The organism is Mesorhizobium sp. M0833 (assembly GCF_040319905.1).
Classification (GTDB): domain Bacteria; phylum Pseudomonadota; class Alphaproteobacteria; order Rhizobiales; family Rhizobiaceae; genus Mesorhizobium.
Genome location: NZ_JAMYOQ010000010.1, coordinates 66,770 through 83,375 on the forward strand (window position 1 = coordinate 66,770; position 16,606 = coordinate 83,375).

General features: G+C 62.7%; 20 protein-coding genes. 11 read left to right on the top strand and 9 right to left on the bottom strand.

All coding sequences use genetic code 11. The annotated features are described in order from the left end of the window. Window positions 1-4 precede the first annotated feature (4 nt). The 5 genes from NKH98_RS13730 to NKH98_RS13750 all read left to right on the top strand — a co-directional run bounded on the left by NKH98_RS13730 (window position 5) and on the right by NKH98_RS13750 (window position 4,866). A complete protein-coding gene (locus NKH98_RS13730; RefSeq protein WP_352801325.1) occupies window positions 5-1,294 on the top strand; it encodes an ABC transporter substrate-binding protein in 1,290 nt (429 codons plus the stop codon). Window positions 1,295-1,548: 254 nt separating this feature from the next. Next, the gene (locus tag NKH98_RS13735) at window positions 1,549-2,457 is read left to right on the top strand and encodes an ABC transporter permease (protein WP_352899127.1); all 909 of its coding nucleotides are present in this window, start codon (window positions 1,549-1,551) and stop codon (window positions 2,455-2,457) included. A gap of 4 nt (window positions 2,458-2,461) precedes the next feature. Then, window positions 2,462-3,280 carry an ABC transporter permease gene (locus NKH98_RS13740; protein ID WP_352899128.1) on the top strand — a complete coding sequence of 273 codons (819 nt, stop codon included), beginning with the start codon at window positions 2,462-2,464 and terminating at the stop codon, window positions 3,278-3,280. A 2-nt stretch (window positions 3,281-3,282) separates the two neighbouring features. Then, window positions 3,283-4,023, top strand: coding sequence for an aspartate/glutamate racemase family protein (locus NKH98_RS13745; protein WP_352899130.1), 741 nt, complete (start codon window positions 3,283-3,285; stop codon window positions 4,021-4,023). A 6-nt stretch (window positions 4,024-4,029) separates the two neighbouring features. Further along, a complete protein-coding gene (locus tag NKH98_RS13750) occupies window positions 4,030-4,866 on the top strand; it encodes a GNAT family N-acetyltransferase (protein WP_352899131.1) in 837 nt (278 codons plus the stop codon). 47 nt (window positions 4,867-4,913) lie between these two features. Here NKH98_RS13750 and NKH98_RS13755 read toward each other — a convergent pair whose 3' ends face one another. The 6 genes from NKH98_RS13755 to NKH98_RS13780 all read right to left on the bottom strand — a co-directional run bounded on the left by NKH98_RS13755 (window position 4,914) and on the right by NKH98_RS13780 (window position 9,853). Next, the gene (locus NKH98_RS13755) at window positions 4,914-5,060 is read right to left on the bottom strand and encodes a hypothetical protein (RefSeq protein ID WP_023716676.1); all 147 of its coding nucleotides are present in this window, start codon (window positions 5,058-5,060) and stop codon (window positions 4,914-4,916) included. Window positions 5,061-5,135: 75 nt separating this feature from the next. Next, window positions 5,136-6,428, bottom strand: a complete 1,293-nt coding sequence (locus NKH98_RS13760; RefSeq protein ID WP_352899133.1) for an NAD(P)/FAD-dependent oxidoreductase — start codon at window positions 6,426-6,428, stop codon at window positions 5,136-5,138. Beyond that, entirely contained in the window at window positions 6,428-7,408 is a 981-nt protein-coding gene (locus tag NKH98_RS13765) for a branched-chain amino acid ABC transporter permease (protein WP_352899311.1), read from the bottom strand. Before NKH98_RS13765 ends, NKH98_RS13760 begins: the two co-directional genes overlap by 1 nt. Beyond that, window positions 7,405-8,313: a branched-chain amino acid ABC transporter permease gene (locus tag NKH98_RS13770; RefSeq protein ID WP_352899134.1), complete on the bottom strand. Its 909-nt coding sequence runs from the start codon at window positions 8,311-8,313 to the stop codon at window positions 7,405-7,407. The genes NKH98_RS13765 and NKH98_RS13770 overlap by 4 nt, the downstream gene beginning before the upstream one ends. Further along, window positions 8,310-9,059: a branched-chain amino acid ABC transporter ATP-binding protein gene (locus NKH98_RS13775; RefSeq protein WP_352476507.1), complete on the bottom strand. Its 750-nt coding sequence runs from the start codon at window positions 9,057-9,059 to the stop codon at window positions 8,310-8,312. The genes NKH98_RS13770 and NKH98_RS13775 overlap by 4 nt, the downstream gene beginning before the upstream one ends. Next, window positions 9,056-9,853, bottom strand: coding sequence for an ABC transporter ATP-binding protein (locus NKH98_RS13780; protein WP_352476508.1), 798 nt, complete (start codon window positions 9,851-9,853; stop codon window positions 9,056-9,058). The genes NKH98_RS13775 and NKH98_RS13780 overlap by 4 nt, the downstream gene beginning before the upstream one ends. Before the next feature lie 125 nt (window positions 9,854-9,978). Here NKH98_RS13780 and NKH98_RS13785 point away from each other — a divergent pair, with 125 nt between their 5' ends. From NKH98_RS13785 to NKH98_RS13810, 6 genes are read left to right on the top strand one after another with little or no spacing between them, the layout of a single operon-like run. After that, a complete protein-coding gene (locus NKH98_RS13785; RefSeq protein WP_352476509.1) occupies window positions 9,979-10,722 on the top strand; it encodes a GntR family transcriptional regulator in 744 nt (247 codons plus the stop codon). Continuing rightward, complete coding sequence (locus NKH98_RS13790; RefSeq protein ID WP_352899137.1) at window positions 10,719-11,207, top strand: DUF3830 family protein; 489 nt, start codon at window positions 10,719-10,721, stop codon at window positions 11,205-11,207. Before NKH98_RS13785 ends, NKH98_RS13790 begins: the two co-directional genes overlap by 4 nt. Beyond that, window positions 11,208-11,567 carry a TIGR04076 family protein gene (locus NKH98_RS13795; protein WP_352801335.1) on the top strand — a complete coding sequence of 120 codons (360 nt, stop codon included), beginning with the start codon at window positions 11,208-11,210 and terminating at the stop codon, window positions 11,565-11,567. It begins immediately after the preceding gene. Next, on the top strand, window positions 11,564-12,619 hold the full coding sequence (locus NKH98_RS13800; RefSeq protein ID WP_352899139.1) for an aldo/keto reductase: 1,056 nt from the start codon (window positions 11,564-11,566) through the stop codon (window positions 12,617-12,619). Before NKH98_RS13795 ends, NKH98_RS13800 begins: the two co-directional genes overlap by 4 nt. An 8-nt stretch (window positions 12,620-12,627) precedes the next feature. Further along, a complete protein-coding gene (locus NKH98_RS13805) occupies window positions 12,628-13,056 on the top strand; it encodes a DUF4440 domain-containing protein (RefSeq protein ID WP_352899142.1) in 429 nt (142 codons plus the stop codon). A gap of 48 nt (window positions 13,057-13,104) precedes the next feature. Next, window positions 13,105-14,364, top strand: a complete 1,260-nt coding sequence (locus NKH98_RS13810; RefSeq protein WP_352899144.1) for an ABC transporter substrate-binding protein — start codon at window positions 13,105-13,107, stop codon at window positions 14,362-14,364. Between the two features lie 74 nt (window positions 14,365-14,438). Here the strand turns inward: NKH98_RS13810 and NKH98_RS13815 are convergent, their stop codons facing one another. The 3 genes from NKH98_RS13815 to NKH98_RS13825 form a co-directional block, all read right to left on the bottom strand. Continuing rightward, window positions 14,439-15,356 carry a sigma-70 family RNA polymerase sigma factor gene (locus NKH98_RS13815; RefSeq protein WP_352899145.1) on the bottom strand — a complete coding sequence of 306 codons (918 nt, stop codon included), beginning with the start codon at window positions 15,354-15,356 and terminating at the stop codon, window positions 14,439-14,441. A 22-nt stretch (window positions 15,357-15,378) separates the two neighbouring features. Then, window positions 15,379-15,918, bottom strand: coding sequence for a dihydrofolate reductase family protein (locus NKH98_RS13820; protein ID WP_352899146.1), 540 nt, complete (start codon window positions 15,916-15,918; stop codon window positions 15,379-15,381). A 139-nt stretch (window positions 15,919-16,057) separates the two neighbouring features. Then, window positions 16,058-16,597, bottom strand: coding sequence for an Lrp/AsnC family transcriptional regulator (locus tag NKH98_RS13825; RefSeq protein ID WP_254818747.1), 540 nt, complete (start codon window positions 16,595-16,597; stop codon window positions 16,058-16,060). Window positions 16,598-16,606: the final 9 nt, after the last annotated feature.

The window sequence follows — 16,606 nt, forward strand, 5'->3', positions numbered from 1 at the left end:
GAACATGACGAATACCACCGACAAGAAGACTGGAATATCGCGACGTTCGCTGCTCAAGACAGGTGCCGCCGCCGTCGGTTTCGCCGCCGGTTCCGGCGCCATATCAGGCTTTCCGACCATCTGGGCGCAATCGAACATCACGCTGCGCCAGTTCGGTACCGGCGTGTCCAATCTCAACGCCATCGCCGACAAGTGCAAAGCCGATCTCGGCATCACGCTGGAGATGACGGCAACCGATTCCGACGCCGCCGCGCAGCGCGCCGTGACGCAGCCCGACAGCTACGACATCGCCGACATCGAATACTGGATCTGCAAGAAGGTGTTCCCCACAGGCGTCCTGCAGCCGATGGATGTCAGCAAGCTGAAATATTACGACGAACTGGTGCCGCTGTTCAAAACCGGCAAGCTGACGCCGGACAGCGTCATTGCCCAGGGCACCGCGCCGCATACCGTCGGTTACGTCGAGGCGCAGGACAGCAAGGTTTTCGCCAAGGCGCCGACCAATTGGTTCACCATGGTGCCGACGATCTACAATGCCGATACGCTCGGCATCCGCCCCGACCTCGTCGGCCGCGATATCACCACCTGGGCCGACATCATGGATCCGGCCTTCAAGGGCAAGACCGCCATCCTCAACATCCCGTCGATCGGCATCATGGATGCGGCGATGATCATGGAGGCAACGGGCAACATCAAATACGTCGACAAGGGCAACATGACCAAAGAGGAGATCGATAAGACGATCGACTTCCTGATCAAAGCCAAGCAAGCCGGCCAGTTCCGCGCCTTCTGGAAATCCTTCGACGAAAGCGTCAACCTGATGGCTTCAGGCGAAGTGGTAATCCAGTCGATGTGGTCGCCGGCCGTGGCCGCAGTCCGCTCCAAGGGCATCGCGTGCCGCTTCCAGCCGCTCAAGGAAGGCTACCGCTCCTGGGGTGGCGGGCTTGGCCTGGCAGCCCATCTCTCCGGCGCCAAACTCGACGCCGCCTATGAATACATCAACTGGTACACGTCAGGCTGGGTGGGCGGCTATCTCAATCGCCAGGGCTACTACTCGGCCAACATGGTGTCGGCCAAGAAGTTCATGTCCGAGGACGAGTGGGGCTACTGGATCGAAGGCAAGCCGGCAAAGGGCGATATCCTGTCGCCGGACGGCAAGGTCATGGAAAAGGCAGGCGCCGTGCGTGACGGCGGCTCGTTCGAAGAGCGCATGGGCAAGGTCGCTTGCTGGAACTCGGTCATGGACGAGGATCGCTACATGGTGAAGCGCTGGAACGAGTTCATCGCTGCTTGATGCAGCCGGGCAACAACTGAGATGCCTCATTCCTTCCCACCCCCCTCTGTCCTGCCGGACATCTCCCCCGCAAGGGGGGAGATTGCGCCGTCATCTCTGATTTCGCCAATCTCCAATGCTTCAAGAGGAGAGCTAGCAGCCAAATTGCCGATCTCCCCCCTTGCGGGGGAGATGTCCGGCAGGACAGAGGGGGGTGGGAAGGATCACGGCGTGCCGGACTATCGGCCCTTTGCGACACCCCAGGGCTTTTCCAGATGACAGTGGCACTCGATCAGCCCGCAACCATTGCCACAAAGCCTGCCAGACGTAGGCGCTCCTTTGCCGGCGTCGCACCCTATCTCCAGGCGGCACCGCTGGCGCTGATCCTCGGCGCGTTCCTCCTGCTGCCGATCCTGATGATCGCCGTGGTCTCATTCTGGGACTACGATTTCGCGGCGATGTACCCGGATTTCCTGACCACCAACTACGCCGACACGCTCGGCTCGTGGGTTACCTGGAAGACCTATCTGAATACGCTGAAATACGCCGCCATCGTCTGGGCGCTGACGCTGTTCATCGGTTTCTGGGTCGCCTATTTCCTTGCCTTCCATATCAGGACCACGGCAATGCAGATGGTGCTGTTCCTGGTCTGCACGGTGCCGTTCCTGACCTCCAACATCATTCGCATGATCTCGTGGATTCCGGTGCTTGGCCGCAATGGCCTGGTCAACTCGACGCTGGTGCAGATGGGACTGGTCCCGAAGCCGATCGAATGGCTGCTCTATTCCGAATTCGCCGTGGTGCTGGCCATGGTGCATCTCTACACGCTGTTCATGGTGACGCCGATCTTCAACACGCTGATGCGCATCGACAAGTCGTTGATCGAGGCCGCGCGCGACGCCGGCGCTTCCGGCTGGCAGGTTCTGTGGAACGTCGTCATTCCACTCGCCAAGCCCGGCATGGCGATCGGCACCATCTTCGTCGTCACGCTGGTGATGGCCGACTTTTCGACGGTGCAGGTGATGTCCGGCGGCCAGAGCGCCTCCGTCGCGCTGATGATGAAGAACCAGATGTCGCTGCTGCAGTATCCGGCGGCCGCTGCCAACGCGGTCGTGCTGCTGGTACTGGTCCTGCTGATGGTCGCGGGCATCCTGCGCATCGTCGACATTCGCAAGGAGCTGTGAGGCGATGAGCCACGACAAGCGCACCCTCGAATTCTATGTGCTGGCGGGGTTCTTCGCGGTTTTCGTGCTGTTCCTCTACGGCCCGCTTTCGGCGATCCTGATCCTCTCTTTCCAGGGCGAGAATGGCGGTCTGACATTTCCGCTGAACGGCGTCTCGCTGCACTGGTTTGCCGCCCTGTTCGAGCGCCAGGCGGTCGGCGACTTCGGCGGCAGCTTCAAACGCTCGCTCGTCCTTGGCCTGATGGTGATGGTCGTCACTGTCGCCGTGTCGCTGCTTGCCGGCCTTGCCTTCCGGCAGAAATTTCGCGGCGCAACCGCACTGTTCTATCTGGCCGTCGCCAGCCTGGTCGTGCCCTCGATCATCATCAGTCTCGGCATTGGCGTCGTCTTCCAGCAGATCGGCTTCCGCCCCGCCTGGTACACATCCGCTTTCGGCGCCCATCTGACCTGGACCTTGCCTTTCGGCGTGCTGATTATGTTTGCTGTCTTCAACCGGTTCTCGCCCGCCTACGAGGAAGCCGCGCGCGATCTCGGAGCATCGTCGTGGCAAACCTTCGCGCATGTCGTCCTGCCGATGATCGCACCCAGCCTGATCGGCGTCGGCCTGTTTGGTTTTACCCTCTCCTATGACGAGTTTGCTCGCACGCTGATGACGTCGGGCACCTTCAACACGCTGCCGCTCGAAATCTACGGCATGACGACGAATGTCACGACGCCGGTGCTCTATGCGCTGGGCACCGTGACGACCGTGTTTTCCTTCCTGGTGATCTTGCTGACGCTCGGCACAATTGTCTATGTCGGCCGCCGCCGCGAGCGTGCCTGACCGTGCAGATCCTCGTCGTCAATCCGAACACCACCGCCAGCATGACCGAGACTATCGCGGTCGCCGCCCGATCGGTCGCTGCTCAATCGACGAAGATTGTTGCCGTTACCTCTACGATGGGCCCGGTGTCGATCGAAGGCTATTACGATGAAGCGCTTGCCGTTCCCGGCCTGCTGGTCGAGATCGCCACCGGTGAGCGCTTGGGCGCACAGGCCGCGATCGTCGCCTGTTTCGACGACACCGGCCTCGATGCCGCGCGCGCCATGGCCAACATTCCGGTCATCGGCATCTGCGAGGCATCGCTCAGCACGGCCTCGTTCATCGCCCAGCGCTTCACCGTCGTTACCACCACCGGGCGTTCGCGCGTGCCGGTCGAAGGGCTGGTGCAGCGCTATGGCATGGCGCGGCGGGCACGCGTGCGCGCTGCCGACATTCCGGTCCTTGCCCTCGAAGATCCGGCGTCCGATGCACTGCTCAAACTGCGCAACGAGATTGCGCGCGCCATCGACGAGGATCGCGCAGAGGCGATCGTGCTCGGCTGTGCCGGCATGGCCGATCTGGCGGCGGCGCTGCAGCGGGAATTCGGCCTTCCGGTCATCGACGGCGTCGGTGCCGCGGTCAAGCAGGCCGAGGCCTTGATCGCGCTTGGCCTGACGACATCCAAGCGCGGCGCCTATGCAAGCCCATTGGCAAAGCCCTATCATGGCGCGTTGAAGTCCTTCGCGCCTGGTGCCGCCGAGTAATCGCAAATGCTCAGAACGATCCGAACACTCGCACTTGAAGAGGTGGAAACCCTTGTCGACTGGGCGGCGCAGGAAGGCTGGAATTCCGGCCTCGGCGACGCCGCTCTGTTCCAGGCAGCGGACCCGCAGGGCTTCATCGGCGCCTTTGTCGAAGGCGAGATGGTGGCCGGCATTTCGGCTGTGGCGTATGGCGACGATTTCGGCTTCATCGGCCTCTATATCTGCCGGCCGGACAGGCGCGGTGCGGGCCATGGCAAGGCGGTCTGGGATGCCGGCATGGCGCGGCTCGGCAATCGCACGATCGGACTCGACGGCGTCGTCGAACAGCAGGCCAACTACCGCAGCATGGGTTTTGCACCGGCCTACCGGACGATCCGGTTCGTCGGATTGCCGGATGTTCCGGCAGCCGTCGGCAGTGACATTTGCGCAATAGGGCCGGACCTCGTGCCGGACATACTGGACTATGACCGCCGCTTCTTTCCCGGCCCGAGACAGTCCTTCCTGGAACACTGGCTGCGCCCACCGCACTCAGCGCTTGCGGTCGTCAAGGACGGCGCCATTGCGGGATACGGCGTCGCGCGCCGATGCCGCGACGGCTGCAAGGTCGGCCCGCTCTTTGCCGACAATCTGGACACGGCAAGCCGTCTCTTCGCCGCGCTCGCGCAGATGTGCGGCCCCGGAAACGTCCATCTCGACGTTCCCGAAACCAGCGGGCAATTTGCAGATTTGCTGCCATCCGCAGGTCTTCAACCGGGCTTCGAAACGGCTCGAATGTACAAGGGAAGCGCGCCGCAGCTCACGCAGTCCGGTGTCTATGCGATAACGACCTTGGAGCTTGGTTGAGACGGTGCAAGTCGGCTTCTAGCGCGCAAGTCGGGGAGCAGAAATGTCTACTTTTCCTGAACTGAAATGCCGGAATCGTCGATACGAAGTTCCACGCCTTTCGGCTTGGTCTCCTCGCGATAGACGTAAATGCCCAAGGCAATGACGGCGACGACCAAAGCGCCGATGATTAGATAAAGATAGTTCTGCTTCATCCGCTGTCGTTAACAACATGATCTGAGCGAGTCTAGCGGTTCGGTATCAGGACGGTGGACGGACACGCACGTCGATCAGCCATCCAGCCGATCGCGCAGCATGCTTAGGGGAAGCAGCATGTTTGGCGCGTGCCGCGTCAGGCCGTGGAACGGGATCGGCGACGGCGGCGCAAACGGCAGCGGCAAATCCTGAGGCTTTGTTCCATCAGCCCAATCCGCAAGCACCTTGCCCATGCTCGTCGTCATGGCGATGCCGCGTCCGTTGCAGGCAAAGCCCGCGATCAGGCCGGGGCCGAGATCGACGAGGCGCGGCAGGAAGTCGGGCTCGACGGCAGCCATCCCCGACCAGCTATATTCAAGCGGCGGGATCTCCGGGAGGTCGAGGTGTTTTGCCAGGCGCCGCCAGATCGCCCGCGGCACCCGCGTGTCGGCACCGGGGCCAAAAACATGCATGCCGCCGGTGATCAGCCTGTGTTCGCCGTCGAAGCGGAAGGTGAAGAGATTGCGTCTTGTGTCGCCGACGCCTTGCCCGCCAGGAAGCAGGCGAGTGCGTATTTCGCGCGGCAGCGGCGCTGTCGCGATCTGGAAGATTTTCAGCGGGAAATAGGTTCGCCGCAGCGCGCGATCCAGCGGCCCGCCATAGGCGTTGGTGGCGACCAGCACCTTTCCTGCGCGCACCGAGCCGGAGGCCGTCTTCAAAGCCCAACCATCGCCTATGTGATCGATCGACGCGACACGCGTATGTTCGAAAATGCGCGCGCCGGCTTTTTCCGCCGCATCGGCGAGGCCGCGCGCATATTCGACCGGATTGAGGACGCCACCCGACCGATCCATCCAGCCGCCGAGATAGCCGCGAACGCCGGTCAGCTCCTCGACCGCCGGTCTATCCAGCGCAACAGTCGGTCTTCCGTGCCGTGCCCATTGTTCGACACGCGATCTGGTCTTTTGCAAAGCGGTCGGTGAATGGGCTGGTTGTATCCAGCCGCTCTGGACGGCATCGCATTCTATGCCGTGCCGCTTGATCAGGTCGAAGACGAGGTCGGCGCTGCCGGCGGCGAACCCGACAAGGTGTTCGCCGCGTTCGGGTCCGAGCTGGGCAATGATATCGTCGGGGTCTCTTTTCGCGAAATTCGGCACGACGAAACCGGCGTTCCTGCCGGTCGCCCCCCAGGCGTTGATTTCGGCTTCGAGGACGGCGACCGAGATGCCTTTTTCGGCGGTGTGCAGCGCGGTTGAAAGGCCCGAAAATCCGCCGCCGACAATCGCCAGATCGACATCGAGTGCACCTTCGAGGGCGGGTCGTTCTCGGCGGTTGCGGCCGACGGCGTGCCATAGCGAAAGGCCGCGTGGCACTGCAGCGCTGCTCATCACCGTGCCGCGCTCTCGTCCGGAGCCGCTTTCGCGCCCTTGCCGAACCTTGCGCGCCGCGGCCTGTCGCCGAACAGGCCGTTCGGCCTGACCAGCAGGATGACGCACAGCATCACGCCGATGGCGACGATCTGCAGGGAGGCGGCACGAGCCTGCTGTTCCGGCGAGAACAACACACCGGTCAAGGCTCCCGAACCGGCCCATATCGCCCAGACCAGGATGCTGCCGATGACGGCGCCGATGTTGCTGCCGGCGCCACCGACGATCAGCATCACCCAGACCTGGAAAGTCAGCGCCGGCAGATAATTATCCGGAGCGATGAAGCCGGTGAAATGGGCTTGCAGCGCACCGGCCAGTGCCATGATGGCACCGCCGACGCCAAAGGCCTGGACACGGTAGAAACGTGCGCTTTTACCTAGGGATATCGCGGCCCGCTCGTCCTCGCGAAGCGCCTTCAACACGCGCCCCCACGGGCTGCGCGACAGATGCTCCAGCGCGAGATAGACGATCAGCGTCACCACCGAGACGATCGCAAGGTTCGAAAGGTTGAACAGCAACGGCGTTTCGGCAAGACCGCCGAGCGGACGCGGAATGAAGCCGATGCCGAACGGGCCGCCGGTCAGCGTCTGGGCATTGACCGCTACCAGTTGCACGACGACGGCGACGCCGAAAGTAGTGATCGCCAGATAGTCCGATCTCAGGCGCAGCGTCGCGATGCCGGTGATGGCGGCCGCGACGCCGCCCACCAGCATGGCGCCGAGCCAGCCGACAAGGATCGGCAGATCGAAGCCGCCGAGCCGCGCGGCATCGTCGGGCGTGGTCAGCAGTGCCGAGGTGTAGGCGCCGATGGCAACGAAGCCGGCGACCCCGACATTGAAAAGCCCGGTCAGCCCCCATTGCAAATTGAGCCCGAGCGTGACGAGCGAAAAAATCAGCGCGGTGGTCAGGAAGAAAGCGCCGTAGCCGAGCAGATCCATCAGCGTTCCCTCACTCCGAAAAGGCCGATGGGGCGCACGAACAGCACCGCCATCAGGATGACGAAGGAGACGGCCGCCCGCCATTCGGCGCCGATCAATTGCACGGCACCCGCTTCGGCCATGCCGATGATCAAACCGCCGAGGACGGCGCCGGGCACGCTGCCGATGCCGCCGAGGATGGCGGCCGCGAACATCGGCAGCAGCATCTCGAAACCCATGAATGGGCGGATCTGGATGAGAATGCCGATCATGACGCCGGCGACGCAGGCCAGCGCCGCGCCGATGATCCAGGTAACGCGCACCACCTTGGCGACGTCAATGCCAACGATGCGCGCCAGTGCCGCGTTCTGGCTCAATGCCTGCATCGAACGGCCGGTCTGGGTGCGGGTCATCAGGAGGTGCACACCGAGCACGAGCACGGCCGTCAGCAGCAGCAGCGCGATCTGGTCGGGGGTGATGCGAATGCCGAAGCCGACGGGCATGGCGATCTGGATGGCCCGGCTGAAATAGGTCGGACGCGAGGTGAAGATGAATTCGAGCAGGCTTCTCAGCGCCATGGAGGCGCCGAAGCTCGCCATCACCACGATGATCGCCTGGCCCTTGGCCCGCAGCCGCGCGAACAGCACCAGATCGAGCGCCAGTGCCAGCAGGCCGGTGACCGCCATGCCGATGATGAGCGCGGCGATCAGCGGCCAACCGAAGGAGAGGGGCGCGATCGGCGCGATCTTGCCGAACATCGCACCAATGGCGCCAACCACGGCCAGCGTCGCATAGGCGCCCCAGGCCATGAAGTCGCCATGGGCGAAGTTCGAGAAGCGCAGGATCGAATAGGTGAGCGTCACGCCGATGGCGCCGAGGCCGATCATCGAGCCTGCCAGCAGTCCGTCGACGACAAATTGCAGGTTCATGCCGCGCCTCCTTTCCCAAAGTCGGGGCGGCGCTGGCCAAGGTAGAGTTCGGCGACGACCGGATCGTTCCAGAGCTCGGCGGCGATGCCCTGGTGCCGCTCCTTGCCCTCGACCAGCACGTAGGCGCGGTCTCCAACGGCAAGCGCTGCCTTCGCGTTCTGCTCGACCAGCAGGATGGTGACGCCGGATTTGCGGATGCCGGCCAGCATCTCGAACACCATCGATACGAATTTCGGCGACAGGCCGGCCGACGGCTCATCGAGCACCAGCACCTTGGGATGGACGATCAATGCCCGCGCGACGGCCAGCATCTGCCGCTGTCCGCCTGAGAGATTGCCCGCGGCTGTTCTGCGCTGACGGGCGAGATCGGGAAAGACCGCATACATTTCCTCAATGCGGGCGGGGACCTCGCGCGGCCTCAGAATGCCGCAGGCGACCCTGAGATTGTCCTCGACCGACATCAGCGGGAAGATGTTCTCTGTCTGCGGCACGAAGGCAAGGCCAAGGCGGACCATGGTGTGGGCGGGCGACGCCGTGATATCCTTGCCATCCAGCAGCACCGTGCCGCCGGTGATCGGGACAAGGCCGGCGATGGCCTTGATAAGGCTCGACTTGCCGGCGCCGTTGGGACCGAGGACGACGACGATCTCGCCCTTGTCGACGGTGATCGAGGCGCCGCGCACGATCGGAACGCCGGGCTCATAGCCGGCTTCGAGCTCGCGGACATCGAGTACCCTTTGGCTCATGCCGTGCCTCCGAGGTAGGCCTCGATGACGCGTGGGTCACGCGCCACCTCGTCCGGAGTGCCTTCGCGCAGAAGCTGGCCGCTCGCCATGACCAGCACGCGGTGGCAGAGTCGCGTCACCATGTCGATATTGTGCTCGATCAGCAAGAAGGTGATGCCGCGCGCATTGATGTCGCGGATGCGGTCGATGATGATCTCGAGCAGGGTTGCGTTGACCCCGGCCGCCGGCTCGTCGAGCAGGATGATCGCCGGGTCGGCCATCATCACGCGGGCCAGCTCGAGCAGCTTGCGCTGGCCGCCTGAGAGTACGCGCGCCGGCTCGTGCGCGAGGTGAGCGATCGTGACGAGCTCGAGCAGTTCGACGGCTCTTATCTCGGCAGCCCTTTCTTCGGCAGCGACCCGCCGGGGCGTCAGGAAATTGGCGAGCAGTTTTTCTCCGGCCTGCCCTTGCGCGGCCAGCATGACGTTTTCGATCAGCGTCAGGTTAGGCAAGGGCCGGGGGATCTGGAACGTGCGGCCGAGGCCGCGGCGGATGCGGCGATGGGCAGCTTCCCCCGACACCGATACGCCGTTGAGGAGGATTTCGCCGCTGGTCGGCAGAATGCTGCCGGCGAGCAGGTCGAACATCGTGGTTTTGCCTGCGCCGTTCGGGCCGATAAGGCCAAGTATTTCGCCCGGCCGGACGTCGAACGAGACATTGTTGACCGCAACGAGCCCGCCGAAGCGTCTGAGGACGTTCCTGGCCGTGAGGACCGGCGTGCGGATCTCCTCCTGCCATTCCGTCGTGTCGCTCATCAATCCCTCAGGCCGAAAGCGATCTTCGTCGCCTATGATTTGATTTGTGATCACACTTGCTTTGATCACGCTATTCGGCTTTAATTTCTTCCGCAAGCCGAAAAAGGCCAAGACCGGAATTGCCAATGCACAAGGCCGCCGTCGAAAAGAACAAGAACAATGAGGTGATCGCGGCCCAGCTTACACCGGTCGGCCGCGAGACCGTGCAGGATCGCGTCTATTCGGAGCTTCGCCGCGCCTTGATCGGCGGCCTTTTCGAGCCGAGCCAGGTTCTGACCATCCGCGGCCTCGCCGACGCGCTGGTCACCAGCACCATGCCGGTGCGCGAGGCGCTCGGACGGCTGATCACCGAGAAGGCGCTGGAGGCGCTTCCCAACCGTTCGGTACGTGTGCCGCCGATCACGCTGGAGCGTATCGACGATCTGTTGCGGGCTCGGTCCCTCATAGAGGGCGAAGCGATAGCACTTGCCGCCACGCGCATGAGCCCGCGCCAGATTGCTTCGGTCGAAGCCATGCTCGGCGAATGGGACGAGATGCGGGCGCTGAAGCACAAGCAGGATATCGATCGCGAGGCGACGCTCAACCAGAGCTTCCATTTCGAGATCTACCGTTGCTGCGGTTCCGCCGTGCTGATCCCGATGATCGAGAGCCTTTGGCTGCAATCCGGACCCTGTATCCGCGTCGCCATCTACGCCTTTTCCGACGCCGGCGAGGTCGACACCGCCCACTATCACCGCAGCATCGTCGCCGCGCTTGCCAAGCAGGATGCGCAAGCGGCGCGTGAGGCGCTGGTGGCCGACATCAGCCGGCCCTTCGCCTTTCTGCGCGACAAGCTCCAATCCACAAGCAAGGAAGGATTGAGGGCATGACGGCGCTTGGCATCAGCATCACCGAGCCGCGCTCACAGCTTTCCGTGACCGCACTGCTGTTGCCTGAAAAGGCGCCCGACAACGCCGCCTTCCTGCTGGCCTATCTCGAGCAACCGCGCGTTGTTGCCGGCATCCATGCGATGTGGACAGGGCCTGAGATTTCCTGCCCGGTTCCATCAGTCGATCTTGAGGGCCAAACCTATGCCAGGCCCTTGCCGGCGGAGAATGCAACGCTGACGCCGCAGCCGGGCGACATCGTGTTGTCCTACGTGCCGCCGCGCATGTGGGGCGGCAATCCGAATGCTATTTTCGACATCGGCTTGTTTTATGGACAGGGTGCGCGGCTGCTGTTCCCGATCGGCTGGCTTGCCGGAAGCGTCGTCGCGCAGGTGCTGCCTGAGCAGCGCGATAAATTCGCAGCCGCTTGTGGCGTGATCCGCCGCAACGGCGCCTGCGACATCACCTTTACCCGGGTGGAGATCTGAATGGCTGAGCAAGACGACAGTTTCGAACTCTTCGACCTTCGTGTCGAAGCGGTCATCCCTGAGGGCAAGCCAGTCTATTGCGGTGCCAAGGCCGGCGACTATTTCGAGCTGAAGGGCGAGATGCTGTCGATGCCGGCGGGCCAGGGTTTTTCGATCTATTCGATATCAGCCGTTCTGCCGCTGCTCGCGGCAAAACAGCGCCCGACCCACAGGAATGACTGGATGACATCGGACGCCGAGATCGCTTGTCCAGATCCCAATTGCGCCAGCCGGCTCAGGATCATCAGGACCGGCAAGCGGCGGTTCAGCCATGCCGAAACCACGGCGGTGCCGCTGCCCAGGGAAAGTGACCAGAGATGACCGCCAAGGCATTCGAGCTCAGCCCCGGCTACACGATCTCGCGCGTCATTCGCGGCGGCTGGCAGCTTGCCGGCGGGCACGGCGCGGTCGATCGCCAACAGGCGGTGAGCGACCTGATCGCCACGTTCGACGCCGGAATCTGGACCTTTGATTGCGCCGATATCTATACCGGGGTCGAGGAACTGATTGGTGCGGCGCGCCTGCGCCTCGCCAATGAGCGTGGCCTCGACGCTGCCGCCAAGATGAAGGTGCACACCAAGCTGGTGCCTGACCTCGAACGGCTCTCCACGATCGGCCGCGACTACATCAGCAGCATCGTCGACCAGTCGCTGCGGCGGTTGAAGACTGAGCGCCTCGATCTTGTGCAGTTCCATTGGTGGGACTATTCGGTGCCCCGCTATGTCGATGCGATGGGCTGGCTCGATGAGATCCGCAGGGAAGGCAAGGTGCGCAATATCGGCACCACGAACTTCGACACGCTGCGGCTGGCCGAGATCCTGGCCGCGGGTGTGCCGCTGGTCAGCCAGCAATTGCAATACTCGGTGCTCGACCAGCGGCCGGCCAACAGCCTTGCAGCACTCGCCAGCCGGCATGGCGTCAGTTTCCTCTGCTACGGTTCGGTGGCGGGCGGCTTCCTTAGCGAAAAATGGCTTGGCGTTACCGAGCCGCAGACGCCGCTCGAAAACCGGTCGCTGGTCAAATACAAGCTGATCATCGATGATTTCGGCGGCTGGGAGCTTTTCCAGGAGTTGCTTCGCACACTGAAGGCCGTCGCCGACCACCGCGGTGTCGACATCGCCACTATCGCCAGCGCCTGGGTGCTGGAGCAGCCGCAAGTGGCGGCCGTCATCGTCGGCGCCCGCAACCAGGCGCACGCCCTTGCCAATGCCAGAATCATGGACGTCGCGCTCGATGCAGACGAACGGGCGAGGATCGCTGCCGTAATCGCGCAAAGCCGAGGGCCGCTGGGCGACGTCTACACATTGGAACGCGACCGTCACGGCCGCCACGGCTCGATCATGCATTACAATTTGAATGCAGGCAGGAAATGAACGCGGCCATGGACGAAAACCCCTCCTTGCTTTCCCGCGCCAGCGTCGAGGTGGTCGATCTCCACCGCTTCTTCGTCGACTGGTTCAATGCGGCAAGTGCGGACAATGCAGATTTCAGGCGCTTCGAAAGCGTCATGGGCGAAGGCTTCCAGATGGTTGCGCCGGATGGCCAGGTCCTCGATCGCGATGCTGTGCTTGACCATGTCGGCGCAAGCCGCGCCAGCTGTGACGGCGGTTTCACCGTCTCGATCGAGGATATCCGGGCCGGCTGGCAGGCCGGCGACACGATCGTCGTCTGCTATGTCGAGGCACAGCAACGTGCCGGCAAGCACAGCCGCCGCCGCTCGAGTGCCGTTTTCACCACCAGTTCATCGGCGCCTAACGGCGTCGAATGGCGACATCTGCATGAAACCTGGCTGCAGGTGCCGGAAGGCTGAACAGGCTCAAGACGTGAATGAGAGTCGTGTAACGAAAGGGGAACAACAATGACAAAGACCATACTTCAGATCACCACTGCGCTGGCTCTGGTGACAGCGGCCGGTGCAGCGCAGGCCGCCGACTGCAAGATCACGGTCGGCCTCGTCATGGAACTGACCGGCCCGGCCGGCGAATATGGCCAGGCCGGCGCCAAATCGGTCGAAATGGCCTTCCGCGATATCAACGATGCCGGCGGCGTGCGCGGCTGCGATCTCGCGACCGACACCCGCGACAGCCAGAGCCAGGGCAACATTGCGGTCGACGCCGCAACCCAGCTCGTGCAGGTCAAGAAGGTGCCGGTCATCATAGGCGGCATCATCTCCTCGGTGTCGATCCCGATCCTGACTTCGGTCACCGCGCCGGCCAAGATCGTCCAGGTGTCGCCGGCTTCGTCGTCGCCGACGCTGACGGCGCTCGGGCGCGACGGCAAGACCAACGGCATCTTCTTCCGCACCATCACCTCGGACGCTCTGCAGGGCGTCGCCGCCGCCAACTATGCCATCGACAAGGGCTTCAAGAAGCTGTCGGTCATCCACGTCAACAACGACTTCGGCGTCAACATGGTGGCGGAATTCTCGCGTGCCTATAAGGCGCTCGGCGGCACCATCGTCTCCGACACGCCCTACAATGAAAAGCAGTCGAGCTATGCCTCTGAAGTGACCGCGGCCATGGCCGGCGAGCCGGACGGGCTTTACCTCGTCAGCACGCCTGTCGATGGCGCAACCATCGCCCGTACCTGGATTTCGCAGGGCGGCGTCCAGAAATTCCTGCTCAATGACGGCATGAACAGCCCGGATTTCATCGAATCCGTCGGCGCCGACTATTTGAAGGATGCCTATGGCACTTCCTCCGGCACCAGCCCGACCGCATCGACCGAATATTTCACCAAGAACTACAAGGAATTTTCGGGCATTGAGCCGTCGAACCCGGCGGCCGACCGATCCTATGATGCCGGTGCCATCGTCGGCTTGGCTATCGCGATTGCCGGCTCCGAGGATCCGGCCAAGATCAAGGACGCGATGTACAAGGCGGTCGATCCGGCCGGTACGCCGATCTATGCCGGCAAGGACGAGTTCGCCAAGGCGCTCGGCCTGATCAAGGAGGGCAAGCCGATCCGCTACGAAGGCGTCATCGGGCCGGTCGCCTTCGATAAGTACGGCGACATCACCGGCCCGTTCCGGCTCTGGAAGATCGTCGACGGCAAGGTGACGACCGACGGGGAAATGACGACGGATGACGTCAACGCCTTGCAGGCGAAGCTTCAGTAAGCGTCCATGCCCCGTCCGGCATCGATCCCATTTCATTGAGGTCGATGCCGGACGGTTGCATATCCTGTTGCTGGTTATGCCGGCCTGGAAACGACCACCGCACCAGCCGTCGGCATGATCCAGGGGCAGGCATAGTAATCGGTGATGCGATTTATGGTCCCGCCAGCGGCTTCGATCCGAACCGGATGGGCCGGCCTCCAACCGTCTTCGCCATGGCGGAGCACGAGCAGCACCGCCTCGCCATCGATCATGCCAATCGCCATTTTCCAGGCCGTCGAGGCTCTTTCATATTCAACGAAGTAAGGTGATTCCGACAGCCTGCCCTTGAAGCAATCCGCGACCCGCAATTGTGCGTCGGCGCTGGTCAACGCCCGAACCCCGTCCCAGTCGCGACGGTTGAACAGTTCGACATAGCGGCTGAGCAATTCCAGAAGTTCCGGATCGCGTTGGGGCTCCGAACGCACGATTGGCTCGCCTGACAAGGCGGCCAATTTGGAGCGGCCACGGCTCAACGCGGCCTTGACGCCACCCACGGTCGAGCCGACGAGATCGGTAATCTCTTCCAGCGAATAGTCGAAGACGTCCTTGAGCAGGACGCAGGCGCGTTCCTTGGGCGGCAGGTGGATCACCAGCCGTTCGATCGCGCGATCCGCGCCCTTGCCCGCCGGCTCGACCGGCAGGATGATCTCGTCTTCGACAAAATTGGCCTCCGCATGCTGACGCACCTGCCGGCTTCGCAGGAAATCGATGCAGCGATTATGTGCAATGCGAAACAGCCAGGGGCGAAGAGCACTCGCATCGTCCAGCTTCTCGATCTTCCGATATGCCTCGAACAGCGCCTCTTGCATCACGTCGTCGGCGTCGAGCGTCGAACCGGTCATGCGTGCACAGTAGCGGTGCAGCCGTCCACGCAAATGCGCGACTGTCTCCAGGAAGCCGGCGTAGCGGACGTCGAAAAGCCCGGTCGGGTCAAGTCTTGGCTGCATCTTCATTGGCATTCGATTCGGCCGCGGATCACAGCGGGACGTAGGTCAGCGTGATCACGCCGTTCTTGAAACGGTGCGTATCTATAAGCTCCAGCTTGACCAGGGACGGGTCGACATCCTGGAAAGCGCGTTTGCCATGCCCGACGCGGGTCGGCACGATCGAGAGTTGATACTCGTCGACAAGCCTGTTGGCGAGCAGCGTCTGGTCGAGATTGCTCACTCCATACTTCAATATGTTGCCGCCGGTTTGCTGCTTGATCCTGGCGATTTCGGCAGCGACGTCGCCTTCGATCAGCGACGCGTTCCAGCTCACTTCCTTGAGGCTGCGCGAAGCGACGAGCTTGTTCAGCCCGTTCATGCGGTCCATGTACTTGCTGCCTTTGACCTGCGGCCAACGCGCCGAAAACATTTCATAGGTGATGCGGCCGAGCAGGAAAAAATCCGCCTCGCCGGCCTTTTCATAGGAGTGTTCCTTCATCTCCTCGTCGAAGAAGGGCGAGGCCCATTCCATTGGTGCTTCGATGACGCCGTCCAGCGAAATGAAGCTGCCTACGATTAATTTTCTCATCGCGTGTCTCCGGTTGCGCAACAGGCATCCCGTCGGATCCAAGAACCGGCGCAAACGAACCGGCCCGACGGATGACCACAGGATGCAGTGCCTAAGACGTTTCCGGTTCGACTTTGGATACGCGTGAGAATCGTATGAGCTAATAAAGCGGCTTGGCCATGTGCCGGGGGGTCGGCCATTCCGTCGTTATCCCCGGCTGCACCGGCCGCTCGAGATAGGTCGACAGGACCACATAGCTTCGGGTCGAGGTGACACCGGGCGTTTCGTAGAGGCGCGACAACAGGCCTTCGAGTGCCCGCGTGTCCTCGGTGCGGACCTTGATCAGCATGCATGTGTCGCCGGCCACCGAATGAATTTCCTCGACTTCGGGGTGTTCGGAGATTGCCATCAGCTCCGGCGTCTTGCCCCACCCCTTGGTGTCGATATGGACGAAGGCAAGCAGCGGCTTGTGCACCGCTTTTGGATCGATGATGATCGCGGTGTTGCGGATGGCGCCGCTGCGCCGCAGGCGCTTGACGCGTTCATGGGCTGCCGGCGGTGAAAGGCCGACCCGATCGCCGAGCTCGGCATAGCTGATCGTGGCGTCGTCGACCAGAACGCCTAATATTTTTCGGTCGATTGCATCGATATCGCGGGCGGCAGGCCTGTTCTGCGGAATGCCATCTGTTTCTTCATCCATAATGAAATT